19 protein-coding genes are annotated in these 17,838 nt (G+C 56.4%); 10 read left to right on the top strand and 9 right to left on the bottom strand.

Annotation, left to right across the window (positions count from 1 at the left end; all coding sequences use genetic code 11):
* Positions 1 to 37: 37 nt before the first annotated feature.
* From ACOTX7_RS22570 to ACOTX7_RS22550, 5 genes are read left to right on the top strand one after another with little or no spacing between them, the layout of a single operon-like run.
* Positions 38 to 601, top strand: a complete 564-nt coding sequence (locus tag ACOTX7_RS22570; RefSeq protein ID WP_221813691.1) for a fimbrial protein — start codon at positions 38 to 40, stop codon at positions 599 to 601.
* A 53-nt stretch (positions 602 to 654) separates the two neighbouring features.
* A complete protein-coding gene (locus tag ACOTX7_RS22565; RefSeq protein WP_205924975.1) occupies positions 655 to 1,332 on the top strand; it encodes a fimbrial biogenesis chaperone in 678 nt (225 codons plus the stop codon).
* A gap of 23 nt (positions 1,333 to 1,355) precedes the next feature.
* Complete coding sequence (locus ACOTX7_RS22560) at positions 1,356 to 3,881, top strand: fimbria/pilus outer membrane usher protein (protein ID WP_221256724.1); 2,526 nt, start codon at positions 1,356 to 1,358, stop codon at positions 3,879 to 3,881.
* Complete coding sequence (locus ACOTX7_RS22555) at positions 3,872 to 4,390, top strand: fimbrial protein (protein ID WP_221256723.1); 519 nt, start codon at positions 3,872 to 3,874, stop codon at positions 4,388 to 4,390. The genes ACOTX7_RS22560 and ACOTX7_RS22555 overlap by 10 nt, the downstream gene beginning before the upstream one ends.
* Positions 4,390 to 5,397, top strand: coding sequence for a fimbrial protein (locus ACOTX7_RS22550; RefSeq protein ID WP_006812457.1), 1,008 nt, complete (start codon positions 4,390 to 4,392; stop codon positions 5,395 to 5,397). The genes ACOTX7_RS22555 and ACOTX7_RS22550 overlap by 1 nt, the downstream gene beginning before the upstream one ends.
* Before the next feature lies 1 nt (position 5,398).
* Here the strand turns inward: ACOTX7_RS22550 and ACOTX7_RS22545 are convergent, their stop codons facing one another.
* Positions 5,399 to 5,923, bottom strand: coding sequence for a lipocalin family protein (locus ACOTX7_RS22545; RefSeq protein WP_003860954.1), 525 nt, complete (start codon positions 5,921 to 5,923; stop codon positions 5,399 to 5,401).
* Between the two features lie 117 nt (positions 5,924 to 6,040).
* Here ACOTX7_RS22545 and ACOTX7_RS22540 point away from each other — a divergent pair, with 117 nt between their 5' ends.
* From ACOTX7_RS22540 to ACOTX7_RS22520, 5 genes are all read left to right on the top strand, one after another.
* Entirely contained in the window at positions 6,041 to 6,766 is a 726-nt protein-coding gene (locus ACOTX7_RS22540; RefSeq protein WP_221256722.1) for a MerR family transcriptional regulator, read from the top strand.
* 99 nt (positions 6,767 to 6,865) lie between these two features.
* A complete protein-coding gene (gene uraH / locus ACOTX7_RS22535) occupies positions 6,866 to 7,276 on the top strand; it encodes a hydroxyisourate hydrolase (protein ID WP_221256721.1) in 411 nt (136 codons plus the stop codon).
* Positions 7,277 to 7,378: 102 nt separating this feature from the next.
* Positions 7,379 to 8,338 (top strand): YbgA family protein, encoded by a 960-nt coding sequence (locus ACOTX7_RS22530; RefSeq protein WP_006812461.1) that lies wholly within the window; start codon positions 7,379 to 7,381, stop codon positions 8,336 to 8,338.
* A gap of 146 nt (positions 8,339 to 8,484) precedes the next feature.
* Positions 8,485 to 9,573: an AAA family ATPase gene (locus ACOTX7_RS22525; RefSeq protein WP_006812462.1), complete on the top strand. Its 1,089-nt coding sequence runs from the start codon at positions 8,485 to 8,487 to the stop codon at positions 9,571 to 9,573.
* Between the two features lie 184 nt (positions 9,574 to 9,757).
* Entirely contained in the window at positions 9,758 to 10,561 is an 804-nt protein-coding gene (locus tag ACOTX7_RS22520; protein ID WP_221813690.1) for a DUF4225 domain-containing protein, read from the top strand.
* Here the strand turns inward: ACOTX7_RS22520 and ACOTX7_RS22515 are convergent.
* The 8 genes from ACOTX7_RS22515 to ACOTX7_RS22480 form a co-directional block, all read right to left on the bottom strand.
* Positions 10,539 to 10,868 carry a hypothetical protein gene (locus ACOTX7_RS22515; RefSeq protein WP_221813689.1) on the bottom strand — a complete coding sequence of 110 codons (330 nt, stop codon included), beginning with the start codon at positions 10,866 to 10,868 and terminating at the stop codon, positions 10,539 to 10,541. The genes ACOTX7_RS22520 and ACOTX7_RS22515 overlap by 23 nt on opposite strands.
* 123 nt (positions 10,869 to 10,991) lie before the next feature.
* A complete protein-coding gene (locus ACOTX7_RS22510; RefSeq protein ID WP_221813688.1) occupies positions 10,992 to 11,978 on the bottom strand; it encodes a GlxA family transcriptional regulator in 987 nt (328 codons plus the stop codon).
* A gap of 25 nt (positions 11,979 to 12,003) precedes the next feature.
* Positions 12,004 to 12,783, bottom strand: a complete 780-nt coding sequence (locus ACOTX7_RS22505) for an MBL fold metallo-hydrolase (protein ID WP_006812464.1) — start codon at positions 12,781 to 12,783, stop codon at positions 12,004 to 12,006.
* Between the two features lie 89 nt (positions 12,784 to 12,872).
* Positions 12,873 to 14,123 carry an HlyD family secretion protein gene (locus ACOTX7_RS22500; protein ID WP_221256720.1) on the bottom strand — a complete coding sequence of 417 codons (1,251 nt, stop codon included), beginning with the start codon at positions 14,121 to 14,123 and terminating at the stop codon, positions 12,873 to 12,875.
* A 6-nt stretch (positions 14,124 to 14,129) separates the two neighbouring features.
* Positions 14,130 to 14,879, bottom strand: coding sequence for a hypothetical protein (locus ACOTX7_RS22495; RefSeq protein WP_221256719.1), 750 nt, complete (start codon positions 14,877 to 14,879; stop codon positions 14,130 to 14,132).
* A complete protein-coding gene (locus tag ACOTX7_RS22490) occupies positions 14,876 to 16,972 on the bottom strand; it encodes a peptidase domain-containing ABC transporter (protein ID WP_221256718.1) in 2,097 nt (698 codons plus the stop codon). The genes ACOTX7_RS22495 and ACOTX7_RS22490 overlap by 4 nt, the downstream gene beginning before the upstream one ends.
* A 67-nt stretch (positions 16,973 to 17,039) precedes the next feature.
* Positions 17,040 to 17,225, bottom strand: a complete 186-nt coding sequence (locus tag ACOTX7_RS22485) for a hypothetical protein (RefSeq protein WP_001196016.1) — start codon at positions 17,223 to 17,225, stop codon at positions 17,040 to 17,042.
* Positions 17,226 to 17,248: 23 nt separating this feature from the next.
* Positions 17,249 to 17,443 (bottom strand): hypothetical protein, encoded by a 195-nt coding sequence (locus ACOTX7_RS22480; RefSeq protein WP_000644465.1) that lies wholly within the window; start codon positions 17,441 to 17,443, stop codon positions 17,249 to 17,251.
* Positions 17,444 to 17,838 lie beyond the last annotated feature (395 nt).

The following is a 17,838-nucleotide window of genomic DNA, read 5'->3' as shown; positions in this document are numbered from 1 at the left end:
AAAACACAACCCGCTACGGGGGAGACTTACCCGAAATCTGATTTATTCAACAAAGCCCATTGCCGCCCTGCTGCCAGCGGGCTCAGCACTGGCCGCCACCACCAGCGGCGGCACGGTTAACTTCAGCGGTAAAGTGGTGACCTCCGCCTGTGCCATCAGCGCCGGTAGCGCCAATATCGACGTCGACATGGGTGAAGTGCGTACCGCCACGCTGGCTGCCGCAGGCAGTGAAGCCAGTACCGCAAAAGCCTTCTCCATCACGCTGGAAGATTGCGAAATCGCCGATACCTCCGCGTCCACGGAAGATAACCCTATTGCCGCAACGACCGTGGCTATCACCTTCACCGGTACGCCGGACAGCACCGATGTGAATAGTCTGGCCGCGGGAGTAAACGGCGGCGCCGCCTCGGCGCAGCATGTCGCGATTCGTCTTTATGACGAACAGGGCAACGTCGTCAGGCTGGGTGAACCGGCAGCAGCGATCCCCCTGCGTGCAGGGGAAAACACCCTGAACTTCAGCGCGAAATATTACTCCCCACTGGGCAACGCCACGGCGGGTGATGCCAGCGCGGTCGCCACCTACACCGTGACCTATTCGTAATCTCAAGGCCCGGTCTGCTGGCCGGGTCTGACTCAGCTTTCAGGAGACGCACAATGCGCGTAAACACATGGATTTGTCTGGCTGGCACGTTATGTTCATCCGCCGTGTACGCAGGCGGCGTGGGGTTAGGCGCAACACGGCTGATCTACGCAGGCGCAACGACGCAGACGATGATGCAGGTAAGAAATACCCATCCTGATGCCACATTTCTGATCCAGTCATGGATGGAAGACGAGAAAGGGAGCCGTACCAACGACTTCGTCATCACACCGCCGTTGTACGTCATGAAGCCCGCCAGCGAAAGCGCGGTGAAAATCATGTTCAGCGGCAACGCCCTGCCAGCCGATCGCGAAACGCTGTACTGGATGACGGTCAAAGCGATCCCACAGCAGGTGAAAAACGGTTCCGGCAATTCACTGCAATTCGCCTCTGCCAACCGCATCAAGGTCTTTTATCGCCCGGAGGGGCTGAGGGATGGCGCAGGGGAGGCATGGAAAAACCTTGCCGGTGCCTGCCGCGCGGGGAAGGTCACGCTGACCAACCCAACGCCGTATTACCTCACCACCATTAACCTGAAAATTGATGGCAGGCCGGTGCCGCCCGTTATGGTGCCACCGAAAGCCAGCGTAACGCTGGCAGACACCTTCAGCCATGCGAGCAGCATGAGCTACCAGACGATTAACGATTATGGGGCCTGGACGCCCGTCACCCGCACGACGTTATCCCAATAATAAAAACAGTAAGGCGTGACCACATGAAAACCAAAATCCTGTGCGCCACGGTGATCGCCCTGGTGATTCGGCACGCCGTGGCTGCCGAAAGCGAGCTGCAATTTAACCCTGCGTTTCTCAACGGCGAGCGCGCCAACAGCGCCGATCTGGCCTGGGTCAACGCCGGGAGCGCGTTGCCGCCGGGCGAGTACAATCTTAACGTGTATATCAACACCCAGTTCGCGTTCACAGGTAACGTCACGTTCCGCGTCGCTGAAAACACGCCCGGTGAAGCCCTGCCGTGCCTGACGCCTGCGCAATTCGCCGCACTTGGCATCGACAGCCGTCAGGCTAAAGGGGGTGAGTTGCCGCCTGCGCAGCGCTGCATTTTTTTAACCCAGTCATTCACTGATACGCAGTTTGATTTTGACCAGAGGACGCTTACCCTCAACTTCACCGTACCGCAAAGTGCGATGCGCGCTGTGCCGCGCGGGTACGTCAGCCCGGAAAGCTGGGAGTCCGGCATTCCTGCCGCGTGGCTGAACTATGTGGTTAATGGCGCGAATAATGACTACCGGGGCGAGACGCGCACGCGGGAACAACAGCTGTTTGTGAGCCTCAACAGCGGCGCCAACCTGGGCGCGTGGCGGCTGCGTGATTTCACCACGTGGACCAAAGAGAGTAACGAACTCACCCACGTCCAGACCTGGCTACAGCGGGATATCCGCGCCCTGCGTGCCCAGGTTTACGCCGGTGAAACGTTCACCTCCTCGCAGGTGTTTGACGCCGTTGGCCTGCGTGGAATTGCCCTGAAGACCGATGACAATATGTTGCCCGCCAGCCTGAGCGGTTACGCGCCTGAAGTGCGCGGCATCGCGCGCAGCAATGCCACGGTGACGGTTCGCCAGAACGGTAACGTCATCTATCAAACCTCCGTTCCGCCGGGGGCGTTTGTGCTGAAAGATCTCTATCCGACCTCTTCCGGCGGCGATCTCGCCGTCACCATTCAGGAGAGCGACGGCAGCCAGATGCAATACACCCTGCCCTTTGCCAGCGTGCCGAATCTGGTGCGTAACGGTCAGGTGAAGTACGCCCTGGGGGCGGGGAAATACCGCCCTGCGAGCAATCAGATCGCGCCCTCCTTCGCGCAGGGCGAGCTGTTCCTGGGCTGGCGATACGGCCTCACGTTTTATGGCGGGGCGCAGTTTTCCGATCGCTACAGCGGCCTGGCCTTCGGTATCGGGCAGAATCTCGGGCGCTTTGGCGCCTACTCCCTCGACCTTACCCATGCCCGGAGCCAGCTGGCTGATAATCAGCACTACACCGGTGATTCGGTGCGCCTGCGGTACAGCAAGCTGCTGAACGATTTCGGTACACGGGTCAATTTCTTCTCGCTGCGTTACTCAACGCAAGGGTTTTATACCCTCAGCGATACCACCTACAAAGGCATGGCGGGCGGAGCGCCAGAACAGACCGTGGAAGACGATGGCACCGTCACCACCCACTACGACACGGTTTACAACCTGCATATGTCGCGTAAGGCAAAAAATCAGCTGCTGTTGTCGCAGCCGATGGGCGAATACGGCGCGCTGTCGCTGTCATGGGATCAACAAACCTACTGGAATACGTCAAAAACCACGCAAAGTTTGCAGTTCGCGTGGAACGCGACGTTTCGTAACCTGTCGCTTGGCATCAGCGCCCAGCGTAGCTCAAGCCTGTACGACAACAAGAAAGACAATGTCCTTGCGCTGTCTCTGTCGGTGCCGCTGGGTAACCCGGCGCTGTCGACCCGTCTCCGTTTTACCGCTACCCATGCGGATCCCGCTGGCACCACCGCCAGTACCGGTTTAAGTGGCTATCTGCCGGGACAGGAAAACCTTTTCTATAGCGTCAACCAGCGCTACAGCGCGCAGCAGCACTACGGCGGCGATGCCGCGCTGCAATACGAGGGCGCGTGGGGGGACTATAACCTGGGCTACAGCTACGCCGGTGGCTCCCGCAACCTCAGCTACGGGATGAGCGGCGGGGCGGTGCTGCATGAGGATGGTCTGACGCTGAGCCAGCCGCTCGGGAACACCAATATTCTGGTGAAAGCCCCGGGTGCCAGCCATGTCGCCGTGCTCAACCACAAGGGCATCAAAACCGACAGCCGGGGCTATGCGGTGATCCCGTACGCCACGCCATATCGCGTTAATCAGGTTGCGCTGGATGTCACCACCGTGGGCAATGACGTGGAACTTGAGAACGCCATCGCCAATAAAATCCCCACCGACGGGGCACTGGTTCGCGCCACCCTCACCACGCGTCAGGGGGCAAAAGCGATGTTTATCGTGCGTCACGCTAAAGACGTGCTGCCCTTCGGCACGCTGGTCTCGTCAGCGGATGACAAAGCCAGCGGTATCGTCGGCGATGGCGGCAGCGTGTATCTGACCGGCCTGTCAGCGAAGGGAACATTGCATGCCGTATGGGGACGCAACAGCACCCAGCGCTGCACGATCCGCTATGCGCTGAATTCGCAGAATTATCACGCCCGCACCGGGCTTTATTCCCAGGAGGTCACATGTCAGTAACCATCCGGTTTCTCCCCCTGATCCTGCTGATATTCATCACTGTCCCCGTACGCGGCTATGACATCCTGGTTTCCGTGACCGGCAATGTGATCGGCAATACCTGCATTGTCTCGGAAGATTCAAAGGAGCAAAACGTGCCGCTGGGCACCCTCGGCATAAAGCAATTTAGCGAGGCGGGGGCGGTCAGCAATATCAAAACGCCCTTCACGCTCACCTTTGAAGCGTGCGGCCCCACCTTTGCTGGCGTGAAAATCCGCTTCAGCGGTACGCCGGATGACGAAAACCCGCAGCTTCTGAAAGTCGCTGACGGCGGCGCAACCGGCGTCGCGGTGCAGATTCTGGATAAAGACAGCGTACTTATCCCGCTGGACACCCAAACCGCAGCCTACGGCACGGCGGGGGATGAGAGCGTAAAAATGACCTTCTATGCGCGACTGGCCGCCACGGGTGCGCCAGTCACTGCCGGAGACGTTTCGGCAGTGGCGACCTGGACGACGGAGTATCAATAATGCGTTTACTGTTTTTAGCCCTGTTTTTCATGACCTCTCAGGCCTTTGCCCTCTCCTGGACATCGGATATCACCCTTTCGCCAACGCCCATGTCGTGGTCCGGCCCGGCAGATTCCATCGTGCCTGGAAAGACGATCGGCTCTGAATGGAGCGCCACTGCGAGCGTCTCGGAAGTGTTCTGGTGTGGCCTGGTTTTTACCTGCTCCAAAGGGACGCTGGAGCCGAGCGGCAGCGTAACGGCCACCGGCATCACGGTGATTCTCGATGGCGCAACTTACAGGGTATTTGAAACGGGCGTGCCCGGCATCGGCTTCATTCTTGGGCTTAAAGATTATAACGGCACCACCTATGTCCCGATGCAGACGGGCATTACGCAGAGCTATCCGGCCGACGGGACAAACGGGTACGCCACCGGACTGGGCTGGTCGGCAAAGGTGACGTTTATCAAGACCGGCGTTCCGCTGAAATCCGGCGTATACCAGACCCCGACCATTAACGCGGCGATCCTGACGGCGTATAACAACGAAGTGAAAACCGCGCAGGTGATCATCAACCCGACCACCATCACGGTGACGGCAAGCGGCTGCACGGTGGGCACGAAAAGCGCCAACGTCGACCTGGGCAACATAGATATCCACACGCTGCCTGCCGTGGGCAGCACCTCGCCGTCCGGCGAGTTTAACGTCAGCCTGACCTGCGATGAGAACGTGGCGGTTAACGCTGTGATGACCGATCAGACCACGCCGTCAAATACCTCGTCGGTCGTGACGCTGACCGGAGACTCCACGGCCTCCGGCATTGGCGTGCAGTTTTTCTATAACGGCACCGGGCCGCTGATGATGGGGCCGGACAGCTCGGCCGCTGGCACGACGGGACAGTTTTTCATCCAGACCACCAGCTCGGCACAAACGCTGTCCCTGCCGTTCCAGGCGCAGTACATCCGAACCGGAGAGCTGGTCCCCGGCTCGGCCAACGCCCTGGCAAGCATCACCTTTTCGTATCAGTAGGTTAGTGCTTCACCCACACCAGCTGATCGACCCGGAAGCCCAGACCGCGCGCGGTGTTCAGGTAGTCCTGTTTTACCGCATCCGGAATGGTCGGCGTGCGCGATAAAATCCACAGGTAGTCGCGGTTCGGGCCGCTGACCAGCGCGTACTGGTACTTATCGTCCAGCTTGATCACGTTATAGCCGCCGTAGAACGGACCGAAGAACGATACCTTCAGCGCTGCCGTGGTCGGTTCGCCGGTAAAGTACGCCTTCCCTTCGCTCTCATTCCATTTGTTCTTCACCGGATCGTAACCGCGGTTCAGTACGCTGATACCGCCGTCGCTGCGCTTGCCGTACGTCGCAGTGACCTGCTCCAGACCGCGCTCGAAGCGGTTTTCCAGTCGGGCGACTTCATACCATTTGCCGAGATAGCGGCTGGCATCAAAGCCGGTAATGGGCTGCACACCTTTCGGCGGCGTGGGAGATTTACAGGCAACCAGCGTCAGCGCAATGGCGACACCGGTAACTACAGGCCATAGCCTCATGAGAACTCCTTTCATTTACGCGGTTGGACGTTAAGTGTAGCGCACCCGTGCGGCGCTTCATCCCGTCGGGGAATATTCGTAGTATATTGAGACTACTCCTTCTCATCGGATGCAGACATGGCTTACTCCATCGGCGAATTCGCCAGACTCAGCGGCATCACCGCCACCACGCTGCGGGCGTGGCAGCGACGCTATGGTTTACTCAAACCCGAGCGTACGGACGGCGGTCACCGCCTGTACAGCGATGAGGACGTTCAGCAGGCGCTGAAAATCCTCGACTGGGTAAAAAAAGGCGTACCCATCGGTCAGGTTAAATCACTGCTGGACCGCCCCGCGCCCCGCCGCGCCAATAACTGGCAAACCCTGCAACAGGCCATGCTGCAAAAGTTGCAGGAGGGGAAAATTGAATCCCTGCGTCAGATGATTTACGACGCCGGGCGCGAATACCCGCGTCCAGAGCTGGTCACTCACGTGCTGCGTCCGTTGCGCAGCCAGATATCGGCCAACGTCGCCGCCGCCATGACGCTGCGTGAGATCCTCGACGGCATCCTCATCGCCTACACCTCGTTTTGCCTGGAGGGCGATAAAAAAGCGCCGGGCGATAACATCCTCATCAGCGGCTGGTATCTGAACGACCCGTGTGAGATCTGGCTTGAAGCCCTGACGCGCACCGGCCAGGGGCACCGCATCGACATACTGCCGGTTCCCCCTGCCGCGCTGGTCCCGGAAATTTTCCCGGACCGCAAATGGCTGCTGGTCACCAGCGGTAAACTTACCGCCGCCCGGAAAAAGCAGGTTGCGCAGTGGCAGCAGCAGGTTTCCCTTGAGGTGATTATCCTCTGATTATTTTCTGCTGTGGCAATCTTCACGAAAAGTTGAATATTTTTTCGCGCAGCGAGTGCTAACGTTTTCCTGTCAACAATAACTCAACAGGAAAACACGATGAAAAAGACACTCCCTCTGATGATGCTGGCTGCAATGGCTTTCGCGCCTGCCGCGTTCAGCGCCCCGGCAGGCACCCTCAGCGTCCACGTTCTGGACCAGCAAACCGGTATGCCGCCAGCGGATGTGGCCGTCACGCTGGAGAAACAGGAGCAGGACAAGTGGACGCCGATTGCGAGCGGTAAAACCGACCACGACGGGCGCATCAAATCGCTCTATCCGCAGGATCAGGATATGGCGCCTGGCGTGTATAAAGTGACCTTCAAAACCGCAGATTATTTCCACGGCAAAAAACTGGAATCCTTCTTCCCGGAAGTGCCGGTGCTGTTTACCGTCACCCGCACCAATGAAAAACTGCACATCCCGCTTCTGCTCAGCCAGTACGGTTACTCGACCTACAAGGGCAGCTGATTAACATTGATTTTAAAGATGATTTAAAAATAACTCCGCCAATACTTGGACAAATACGCATTGTTGTGTAACTTTTAGATATGCGATCGGGAGGTGCACACCATGACAACAAAACCTGTGCTGGGTATTAGCGGATGTTTGACCGGCTCCACCGTGCGCTTTGACGGCGGGCATAAGCGTATGGGCTTTGTGATGGATGAGCTGGCTCAGTGGGTGACGTTTCGCCCGGTGTGCCCTGAAATGGCGATCGGCCTGCCTACGCCACGTCCGGCGCTGCGTCTGGTGATGACCACCCGCGGTGAGACAGAAATGCGTTTCAGCAAAGCGCCGCACGATGACGTCACCGAGAAAATGGCCGAATTTACCGCCAATTATCTGCCGAAAATCGGCGATCTGTCTGGTTTTATCGTCTGTGCAAAATCGCCAAGCTGCGGCATGGAGCGCGTGCGGCTGTATGACGAAAACGGCAACCGGGGCCGCAAGGAGGGTGTCGGGCTGTTCACCGCCGCCCTCCTTGAAACCTACCCATGGCTACCCGTCGAAGAAGACGGTCGCCTGCACGATCCGGTACTGCGGGAAAACTTTGTCGAGCGCGTATTCGCCCTCCACGAACTGAACGTCATGCGTAAAAATGGCCTGACGCGCCGTGCTCTGCTGGACTTTCACAGCCGCTATAAGCTTCAGCTTCTGGCGCACCACCAGGCAGGCTATCGTGAGATTGGCCCGTTCGTGGCATCGCTGCACGAGTGGGACGATCTGGAAGCGTTTTTCGTGGCGTATCGCGAAAAGCTAATGACTATCCTGAAAAAACCCGCTTCGCGGAAGAATCATACGAATGTGCTGATGCACATTCAGGGCTATTTCCGTAACCAGCTTAACAGCCGCCAGCGCGGAGAACTGCGTGATGTGATCCTGCATTACCGGGACGGGCTGCTGCCGATCCTCGCGCCGCTGACGCTGCTGAAGCATTATCTGGCTGAATACCCTGACCGGTATCTGATGACGCAAAACTACTTTGATCCCTATCCTGATGATTTGGGTCTGCGTCTGGCCGTGACCTGATAAGAAAGAAGCGAAGGCCCCATTGACCCACAGAGGCCCAAAGCTGTACCCCGTTTAGACGACACCCTCACTGTCGTCTTTTTTTTGCGCTTAGCGTAAAATACTGTAATTCTGTACAGGTTAAGCGTGCACAGCGGAGTCCCCCGATGATCAAAAATCTGCATATTCAGAACTACCGCTCGATTCGCGATATGTCGCTTGAGCTGGAACAGCTCAACATCGTGTTCGGCCCCAACGGAACGGGAAAATCCAATATTTATAAAGCGATTTACCTGATGCACAGCGCGGCGCAGGGGCAATTCTCCCAGGCGCTGGCGAACGAGGGGGGAATATTGAAAGTGTTCTGGGCGGGCAAAACCCGCAGCGACCAGCTGCGGCGCATGAACCTGGCGGTGGAAACGGAAACCTATGAATATGAGCTTCAGGTCGGATTCGTGGAAAAGCTGCCCTATCCCTCACAGTTTCAGCTCGATCCGGTGATCAAAGAAGAATCTATCTGGCTTAGCGGACAGCACCGTCGCCCGTCGTCACAGCTGATGAAGCGTAAGAATCAGGCGGTTTTCCTGAACAACGTGCATCACGAAAAAGTGACCCACAGCGGTACGCTGTATGAGAACGAATCGGTGTTCGGTCAACTCGGTGAACCGCACCTCTACCCCGAAGTGTCTCAGATGCGCGAGTCCCTGCGTAACTGGCGCTTTTATCATGAGTTTTCCGTTTCATCCGGCTCGGCGATCCGTGCGCCGCAGGTGGGCTTTCGCTCCCCGGTGCTGGCCAGCGACGGCGCGAACCTGGCCGCCGCGTTTCAGACCATTGTCGAAATTGGCGACGAGCTGCTGCTGATGCGCATTCTCGACCAGGCCTTCCCCGGCTGCGTGTTTTACAGCGACAACACCGGCGGGCGCTTCCGCATGATGATGCAGCGCGAGGGGCTGAGCAGGCCGCTGGAACCGGCAGAGTTCTCCGACGGTACGCTGCGTTTTCTGTGCCTGGCGGTGGCGCTGTTAAGCCCGCGCCCTCCCGCCTTCATCGCCCTCAACGAACCGGAAAACAGCCTGCATCCGCAGATGCTGCCCGCCCTGGCAAGCCTGATTGCCGAGGCCAGCCGCTACTCGCAGATCTGGCTCACCAGCCACTCGCCGGAGCTGGCGCATTTGATTGAGAAGCACCGATCGTTTTCGCTGTATCAGCTGTCGATGGCGGAGGGGGAGACGAGGATGGAGAGGCTGGGGTAAGTCTATGTTTCTTGCACTCGTTTTATCCAGTCACCACTCTCAAGGTTGCCATCAACGACGATGATTCCCGTCGGTATATACCTTCGGCAAATTCTGCGCTCGCGACAGATTATCCAATTTATTGTTGCCAGTTTCTGATGCCAGGATAATCTGTAAACGTTGGTTATCAGATGAGAAAATTAAAATGGATATTGCACTTTTCCCTGGTCAGAACACCCGTGCATGGGCTGAAACAATGATAAATCTTGAAGCCCGGAAGCTTATCAATACTGCGAATATTGTCGGAGGGCAACATCTTAGCGACGGACTCGCACGGATTAAATTTATGGATGAAATACGGCAGTTTGTAATGCAACAATTTAGTGCTACCCGGGCGGCCAGAAGTGAAGAGGAGTGCATGGAATGCCTGAAAAAAATCCGGGCTGAGAACGAAAGTCTTCTTGAGCAAAGCAGAATGCTTCGCTCCCGTACAGCTCAGCTTTTTGCTCAGATTGAACTGGTTAAAGAAAATAACAAAGTCGTCGGTTACGTTATCTCATCGATTAAGGTTGTGCTTTCAGGGTTACAGATTGTTGCAGGTGTTGGTGCAATGATGACAATGAATCCAGTGGGTGCGCTTGCAGGAGCGATTCTGGTTATGGATGGTGCAAATGCCATTTCAAAAGAAATTAACAGAACGCTTCAACATCAACCAAACTCCGAAGGTATGCTGGCAGATGGCGTCATGGATATCGCTCAGTTTATGGGATTTAAACGTGAATCAGCACTGGGAGTATTCAACAGCGTAAGCCTGGCAGCAAGCGTCTATACGGTATTTGGCGCCATCCGGAAACCCGAATCATGGCGTCTGTTTCGTTATCTCCCGCTGGATTTCTACCGCAAGGTCGACGGAATGAATCGCGCAGCGCTCACTCTGAAAATTGTCGGCTGGGGTGTCTCTGCAAAAGTCTCGTTTGATTTAATTTCTAATGCGTCTGGACAGAACTAATGTATTTCTTTCTGAAGCGCCAGGCTTTGTAGGTAATGATCGGGGGTTGAAAAAACCAGACAATAATCAATACGATGAAAAGAGAAATGCCTCCGGAAACAATATTATAATGTTCAGCGAAAAAAAGAAGCGCCAGGAAAATCAGGGCCACAGCCGCAGTAATACACAGAACCATGATAAATCGCTTACCTAACTCAAGCACCACCTCGAGCAGGGATGAACCATAACGGCTAATGTTTCGGTTCAGGTACGCTAATTCTTTTACGGTGAAACCTGATTCAAGTAACTGCGTTTCAATATTGCTCATGCCACTACCTTTTCTTCTGGAAAGTAACGTGGATTATCTTAACCGGAAGAGAAGTGCTTGTAACCCGTCTGATGCATACCCATTGCCGCCAGCTTTAAAGGAAAAGAAGCCGCCCACGTCTTTTTATTCCATCGCGCCAGCATTATTTTTCGCTGCAAACGGCTTAACGCGAAACGTCTTGCGCCACTCCGCCGGGCTGACGCCAAAGCGCGCCTTAAACTGCTGCCGATACGTCACCGCTGATAAAAAACCCACCTGCCCGGCGACGTTTTCGATTGGCAGGTTGCCGGACTCCAGCAGGATCTGGCTGCGCCGCAGGCGCTCGGCGGTAAGCCAGTCGGCAACGCTCATGCCCGTCGCCTTGAAAAAATGGCGGGTCAGCGTGCGCCGGCTCATCGACACCACTTCCGCAAGAGAGTCCAGGTTATGTGGTTCGGAAATATGCTGCTGAAGGTAGTCAATCAGACAGTTGATCCGCCCATCACGGGTATCTTTCGGTACAGGTTGCGCAATAAACTGCGCCTGCCCGCCCTCTCGGTGCGGCGGGACGATCATCCGGCGGGCAATCTGATTGGCGACGACGCTGCCAAAGCGCTGGCGGATGATGTACAAACAGCAGTCGAGCGCGGCGGCAGTACCCGCCGAGGTAATCATATTGCCGTCATCCACGTAGAGGGCGTTGATATCCAGTCGGACGTCCGGAAATAGCGACTGGAACTGGCGTTCAAACTCCCAGTGGGTGGCGGCCCGTTTGCCGCTGAGTATGCCCGCATAGCCCAGCACAAACGATCCCAGACACAGCCCAACAATTTCCGCCCCGTTGTCTCTGGCCTGAACCAGGCTGTCGAGCAGCGTCTGAGGCGGGCGCTCCAGAACGTGCTGCCAGTAGGGTACAACCACAATTTCAGCCGATGCGATCGCGGAAAAATCCTGCGTCGCATGCAGGGCAAAACCGTCTTTCGAGTTCAGGAATCCCGGTTTTTCAGCGCAGATCGTGACGTTAAAGCGCTTTTCCCCGGATACCGTGTCGCCAAACAGGATGCAGGGGACGGAGTAGTGGAACGGGCTAAACCCGTCCACCGCGACAATGGCAACGTTAATAAGCGGCATCGGTCTCTCCTTTCCCCTTTAACAGTCAGAATATAACGGTTTCGCCGTCCTGGGGAATGCTCACCGCGTCACCTGCCTCGTTGGCATCAACATACTCGCGCAGCGCGCGGCGGGTCAGCAGGCAATGGTTAAGAGCTTCCATATGGGTCGCCACGATTTTGGCCTGTGGCAGCAGGAAATGCACGTTAAGCAGATCTTCTTCCCCCATGATAATCGGCCCAAACCCAATAACATGAGCGTAACCGGCGTTGAGCACGACGATATCCGGCTGGTGCTTTTGCAGATCGGCCGCCACCGCATCGCGCCAGATGGTATCCCCTGCGATATAAAGCGTCTTTTCATCGGGATGACGGAACACCACGCCGCAGGCTTCCCCCAGAAACTCTGCCAGCTCCGGCACGGCGTAAGCGCGGTCAGTACCGTGCTGGCCGCCGTGGGTTTTCACTATCCGGATATCACCGTACGTTGTTTCCCCGGTCATGATCGTCAGGTTGGTAAATCCCTGGCTGCGCAGCAGCGCGGCATCGCTATCATTTTGCACGTAGATCAGCTTGTCTTTGGCGATCAGCTCAACGGCGTACTGATCCCAGTGATCGGCATGAGTATGGGTAACGATCACTGCGTCAGCATCCAGAAGCGTTTGAACGTCAACGGGAAGCTCGACCATCGGGTTGCGAATGTCAGCCCGCGCCGTGCCGGGAAAACCCGGATAAGTGCCTTTTGGCGCCAGCATTGGGTCGATTAAAAAGCGTTTTCCCGCGTAAGTGATCAGTTGGGTGGCATTGCGAATTTGCGTAATGTTCATGGGCTATCCTCCGGTTGGTATAAGAAGGAGAATAGCCCCAAGGTGCCGTTAAGAATGTGGGCTAAAGGGCGATGATCGATGAAATCGGGTCAATCGATAAACCGCTTGCGCACCCTTTCCAGCGGCGCGATCAGCAGATTGATAAGCGGCTTACGATCGATAACGATATCGGCGTTCACCGTCATTCCGCCCATCAGCATGCGCTTTTTCTTGTCCGGGTCGGTAAACCAGGAGGGGACGCGCACTTTAGCCAGGTAATAGTTCTGCCCTTCCTGGAGCGGGATCAGCGCCGAATGGGCATCAATGTTTACCTCATAGAAATCGGACAGTGTTGCCTCCACGGAACCGTATTTATCCACGGGCCAGGAGTCGAAGCGCAGCTTGACCTTATCGCCCTTCGCCACGCGTCCCACCCCCGTTGCCGGAACATACAGATACCCCTCCATCGTCGCCGCGGTATTTTTACGGATCACCACCACCACCTCGCTGTTTTGCGTAATGGCCCGGCCTAGCGGAAAGTTAATCGCCACCACGTAGCCATCCGAAGGGGCCAGCATGGCCATGGTGGAACTCCCCCGGCTGGACAGGTTGCGATCGATTTCGCTGATGCGGTTTTTCACGTACAGCTGCTCTTCGCTCAGAGAGTCAATTTGCGACTGGGTACTGTCGGTCAGGCTGGTTTTGCGTGCCTCAAGTTCAAGGATAGTGCTCTCCTCCAGCGTCAGGTTGAGCTGCGCATTGAGCACATCGTTGTGGCTTTTATCGAGATCCACTTTGGAGACATAGCCCTTCCCGGAGACGGATTTCCACGCCTCATAGGTATCGGTGCTGTTTTTAAGCAGCGCACGCAACTTCTTCACCTTATCGCGGGACACGGCGATCTGCTTGTCGGTGAGCGTCAGCTGCTGCGCCAGATTTTTGCGGTACGACGCAATCGAGTCCTCAATGGCCTGAATGCGCTGCTCGCTGCGCTTTTTCTCCGCTTCCATCTGCTGGCGGTCAAACTGCACCACCGAGCCCTGCTTGCCGCCATAGTCCTGCGACACGGTAAACAGCGGATCGTTTTCCTTCACGTACTGGCCAGGCCGTACGGCAAAATCCACAAGCGTACCGGACTCTCTGGCGCGGACTTCCACATCGCCCTGCGCCGGGATCAGCACCCCACGTGCCAGCGTGGTTTCCGAAAAATTAAAGACAATCGCAAAGACCAGCAGGCAGAGAAAAAAGGCGATGAACAAGGTCAGCACGGTTTTCAGCCGAGGCGCGTTGATGTGATAGCTTTTTGAGAAGTGATGCGGGATCAGCGCCCGCCGCTGTCGGCTTCGGTTTTTTAATTTCACGATATGTCATCCATGATAAATCACTGAAAGATCGTCCCATGCACTCCAGAGCGTGGGGGTTTTGCGCAGCGCATTCAGCGTGTCGGTAGCGGCCAGACGGTAATCCTCTGGCGCATACGCCTGGCTCTCCAGCCCAAACTCCGCCGCGTGCAGCGAACAGACCGGCAGCAACGTTCGGACGCTGTAGCCATAGCGCGATAAAAACCGCGTTGAGACATCCGTTAACCACGCCTTTTGATCGCCTGCCTGAGTGGGGAACAGCGGCGCCTCCGGCAGACGTTCGTCCACCAGCAGCACCGTCACCAGGCGGTGAGGGGCGAAAAAAGAGCTGACGCGTCGGCCTTCGTGCGCGGCCATCAGCTTATGCAACGCAGGGTAACGGGTAATAAACTGAAAGCGCACATCGTCTGGCGCGGTGGCGAGCAGCGCATCCATCATCAGGCCAAATCCCGCCCAGCGCATGCCCAGTAGCAGGGTGCGAGACGAGCTGTAAAATGCCTGCTCCTGCGTCCACTGCGCCACGTACCCGTGCAGATCGAAACGAATGTTGCGCGCCCACAGCGCGGGCGGGAAGATCTGCTCCACGAAGTTAAACCCGCTCAGCTCATGGGCGTTCTGATGCAGAAAATCAGCCGGGACATCGGCCTCCGGGCAGCGCATAAACTGGCTGTAGTTTTGCGTGATCCGGTTTGCCAGCAGCGTGCGTCCGGCCTGACGCGCGCAGAGACGGGCATAGAGACGCGGCAGTAGCATCATGGCGCATTCTCCCGCAGAGTGCCGTTTTCCATGGTATAGAGACGCCCATGGCAACCCACCACGTCCGGCGAGTGGGTGACAAACACCAGGCCAATCCCCAGGCTACGCAGGTTCGCCAGCACTTTCTGCGCGGTCGTCTTATCCAGGTTCGCCGTCACTTCGTCACACAGCAGCAGCTTAGGCTGGCTGTACAAGGCGCGCGCCAGAACCAGACGCTGCATCTCCCCGGCCGAGAAAAAGGTGTTCCCCGGCAGCATCTCCGTTTCGTAACCGTGCGGCAGCCGGGCGACGACGTGGTCCACTTCCGCCAGCCGACACGCGGCAATGACCTGCTCTTTATCCGGTGCGCTGTCAAAGCAGGCGATGTTGTCCAGAATCGAGCCGGTGAAGAGAATATCGTCCGCATGGACGATGCGGATGTGCTGGCGCAGCGAGGAGAGATCGCACTCCTCAATGGGGATCTTATTGATCCGCAGCGTGCCAGACGATGCCAGCAGCATGCCGGAGATCAGACGCAGCAGCGTGGTTTTTCCCGACCCGCTCTGGCCAACAATCACCGCCTCTTCGCCCTGCTTCAGGGTCATATTGATATGCTGTAGCGTGGCCTCCCGGCCAGGATAGGCAAATGAGACATCCTCAAATTGCAGACAGACCGGCGAGGTGACAATCCGCTTCCCAAACTGGCTGGTTTCAGAGGGGGCAAACAGCAGATCGCCCACGCGATCCAGCGGCCCCTTGAGGGCATTTTTGTCCAGCAGCTTCTGCGCCACCTGGACCATGGCATCGGAAAAATAGCGCTTGTAGCTGATATAGGCGTACAGCATCCCGATACTCATCTGCCCTTCCAGGATCAGCCACGCGCCAAAGCAGACCACCAGCAATTGCTCGGCATTGATCACCAGCAGCGACGCCACATCAAAGCGCGCCAGTAACCGCTCTTTACGCATCAGCCCGGCGATGTGTTCGCGCTGGGATTTGTCCATCACCGCATCCCGGGCCTGCTCCATGTTGTTCGCCTTGAGCGTGATGATCCCTTTCTGCGTCTCCACCAGCAGAGATTCATACTGGGCGGTGCGCTCGATGGAGTCATCCACGGCACGCTGATAGGGGCCAATCAGCGAAAAGCGGATCAGGAAAAACACGCCCATCAGCAGCATCGTCAGCAGCGCAATTTTGACGTTATACAGCAGCATAAACAGCAGGCTGGTGACGGCGATCAGGCTGGAAAAGAGAATTTGCACGTAGCCATTGCTGATGAACTCCGCGCAGGCGTGGAGCGATTTCTCGATGGCCAGTACGATGCCCGGCGGACGCGAGCGGAACCAGCTGGTCTGGGTGCGTAGCATGTAGTGGCGCACGGACTGGCTTAAATCGTCATAGGCAATGTTACGCATCAGGATCTCAAGCAGCTGCTTGAGGAATTTACCGATGACTTCAAAGATAAAGACGATAGCGAAGATGGCGGTGAGCAGGATCACCAGATCGCTGTCGCTGCGGGCAATGGCCTCATCCATAATCAGCTGCACGTAGGTGGGGCTAGCCAGCATGGTGATGAGGGTAAAAATACAGAGCACAAACAGCAGCAGCTGGCGCTGGAACAGGCTCGGGGATTTATTGGCTAACCGGCCAAGCGTGAGTTTTTCATCCGGGGATTTCTTTTCGAAGCACGGCGCGGGCTTAAGCTCAAGCACATAGCCGGAAAAGAGTTTTTCCGCCTCTTTCAGGCGGTAACGGCGCACGCCGCTGGCGGGATCGTGTATGGTCACGCTACGGCTGTCGATCTTCACGATAACCACGAAATGGTTGCCGCGCCAGAAGGCGATGAGCGGCAGCTCAGACGTTTCTATTTCAGTGATTTCGCCTTTAAGCACCCGGCCAGACATATTTTTATCGCTGGCGAGGGTCATTAATTCCGCCATTGAGGTTCCCGCATCGGCGGAAACGGAAATCTCCCGGCGCAGCTGGCTGACGGAGACATGGTGGTCGTAATGCCCCAACACCATCGCCAGGCAGGCCAGTCCACATTCGGTAAATTCATGCTGGCGTATAACAGGGGTCTTCCCCTGTTTTTTATACTGAAAGAGCGAAAACATAATGATCCGTGGCTGAAATAAAAAAATGGCCCGGCAATGCGGGCCATGCGTACAACGTGCTTCTCGCTTATGCGCTGAAGAAACCACCGATGAAGCCGCCCACCAGGCCGAATACGCCGCCGATGGTGCCGCCCAGCGCGCCTAACATCTGGCTGCCCGCGTTATAGCCTGCGCTTGCGCCCTGAATAGCGGCAGCAAACGGATCCCAGCCACCGATGATGGCCTGTGCTTTTTTGAAATCGATAACTTGCATGAGTCTTTTCCTGTTAACGTGAATTAGTTGTAGCTACCAACCAGCGCGCCCAGGAAGCCCATTGCGCCACCCAGAACTCCGCCAACCACACCGCCAACCATGCCCATGATGCTGGCACCGGTGTCGTAACCCAGCTGTGCACCTTTAACCAGACCAGCGAACGGGTTTAACGCGCCGCCAATAATGTCTTTCGCTTCTGTGAATGAAATCGCTTTCATTTTTTTCTCCTGTTGTGATGGATCTTTAGCGTATTGCTAAAGGCTAATTTCCTTTTATGAAGGAAAGCGGTTGCTACGGGCAGGTGGTCAGCGGAATGATTTTATTGCCATAAATAATCATTCGCCTTGCAGCCTGCCCGGCATTATCTATTTCCAGCCGTTGTCCCGGGGGAATATATTTTGAATTGTTGTATTGCGTACTGCACCCGACCGAGGAAACATATTTAAAATAGGTGTTCCCGGTATTACTCACCACCCCGTTGCTAAACGCATAATCAAAATGTCGTGTCCATGGGCGGACAATCAAAATCGCCTCAAGCGAGACCACCACATCCGACTGACTTTGTTGAATAAATCGAACTTTTGCTGAGTTGAAGGATCAGATCACGCATCTT

Origin of the sequence: Enterobacter cloacae complex sp. IR5418 (genome assembly GCF_049238105.1) — a bacterium.
GTDB classification, from domain to species: Bacteria; Pseudomonadota; Gammaproteobacteria; order Enterobacterales; family Enterobacteriaceae; genus Enterobacter; species Enterobacter hormaechei.
This window is presented reverse-complemented; position numbering and strand designations above follow the sequence as displayed.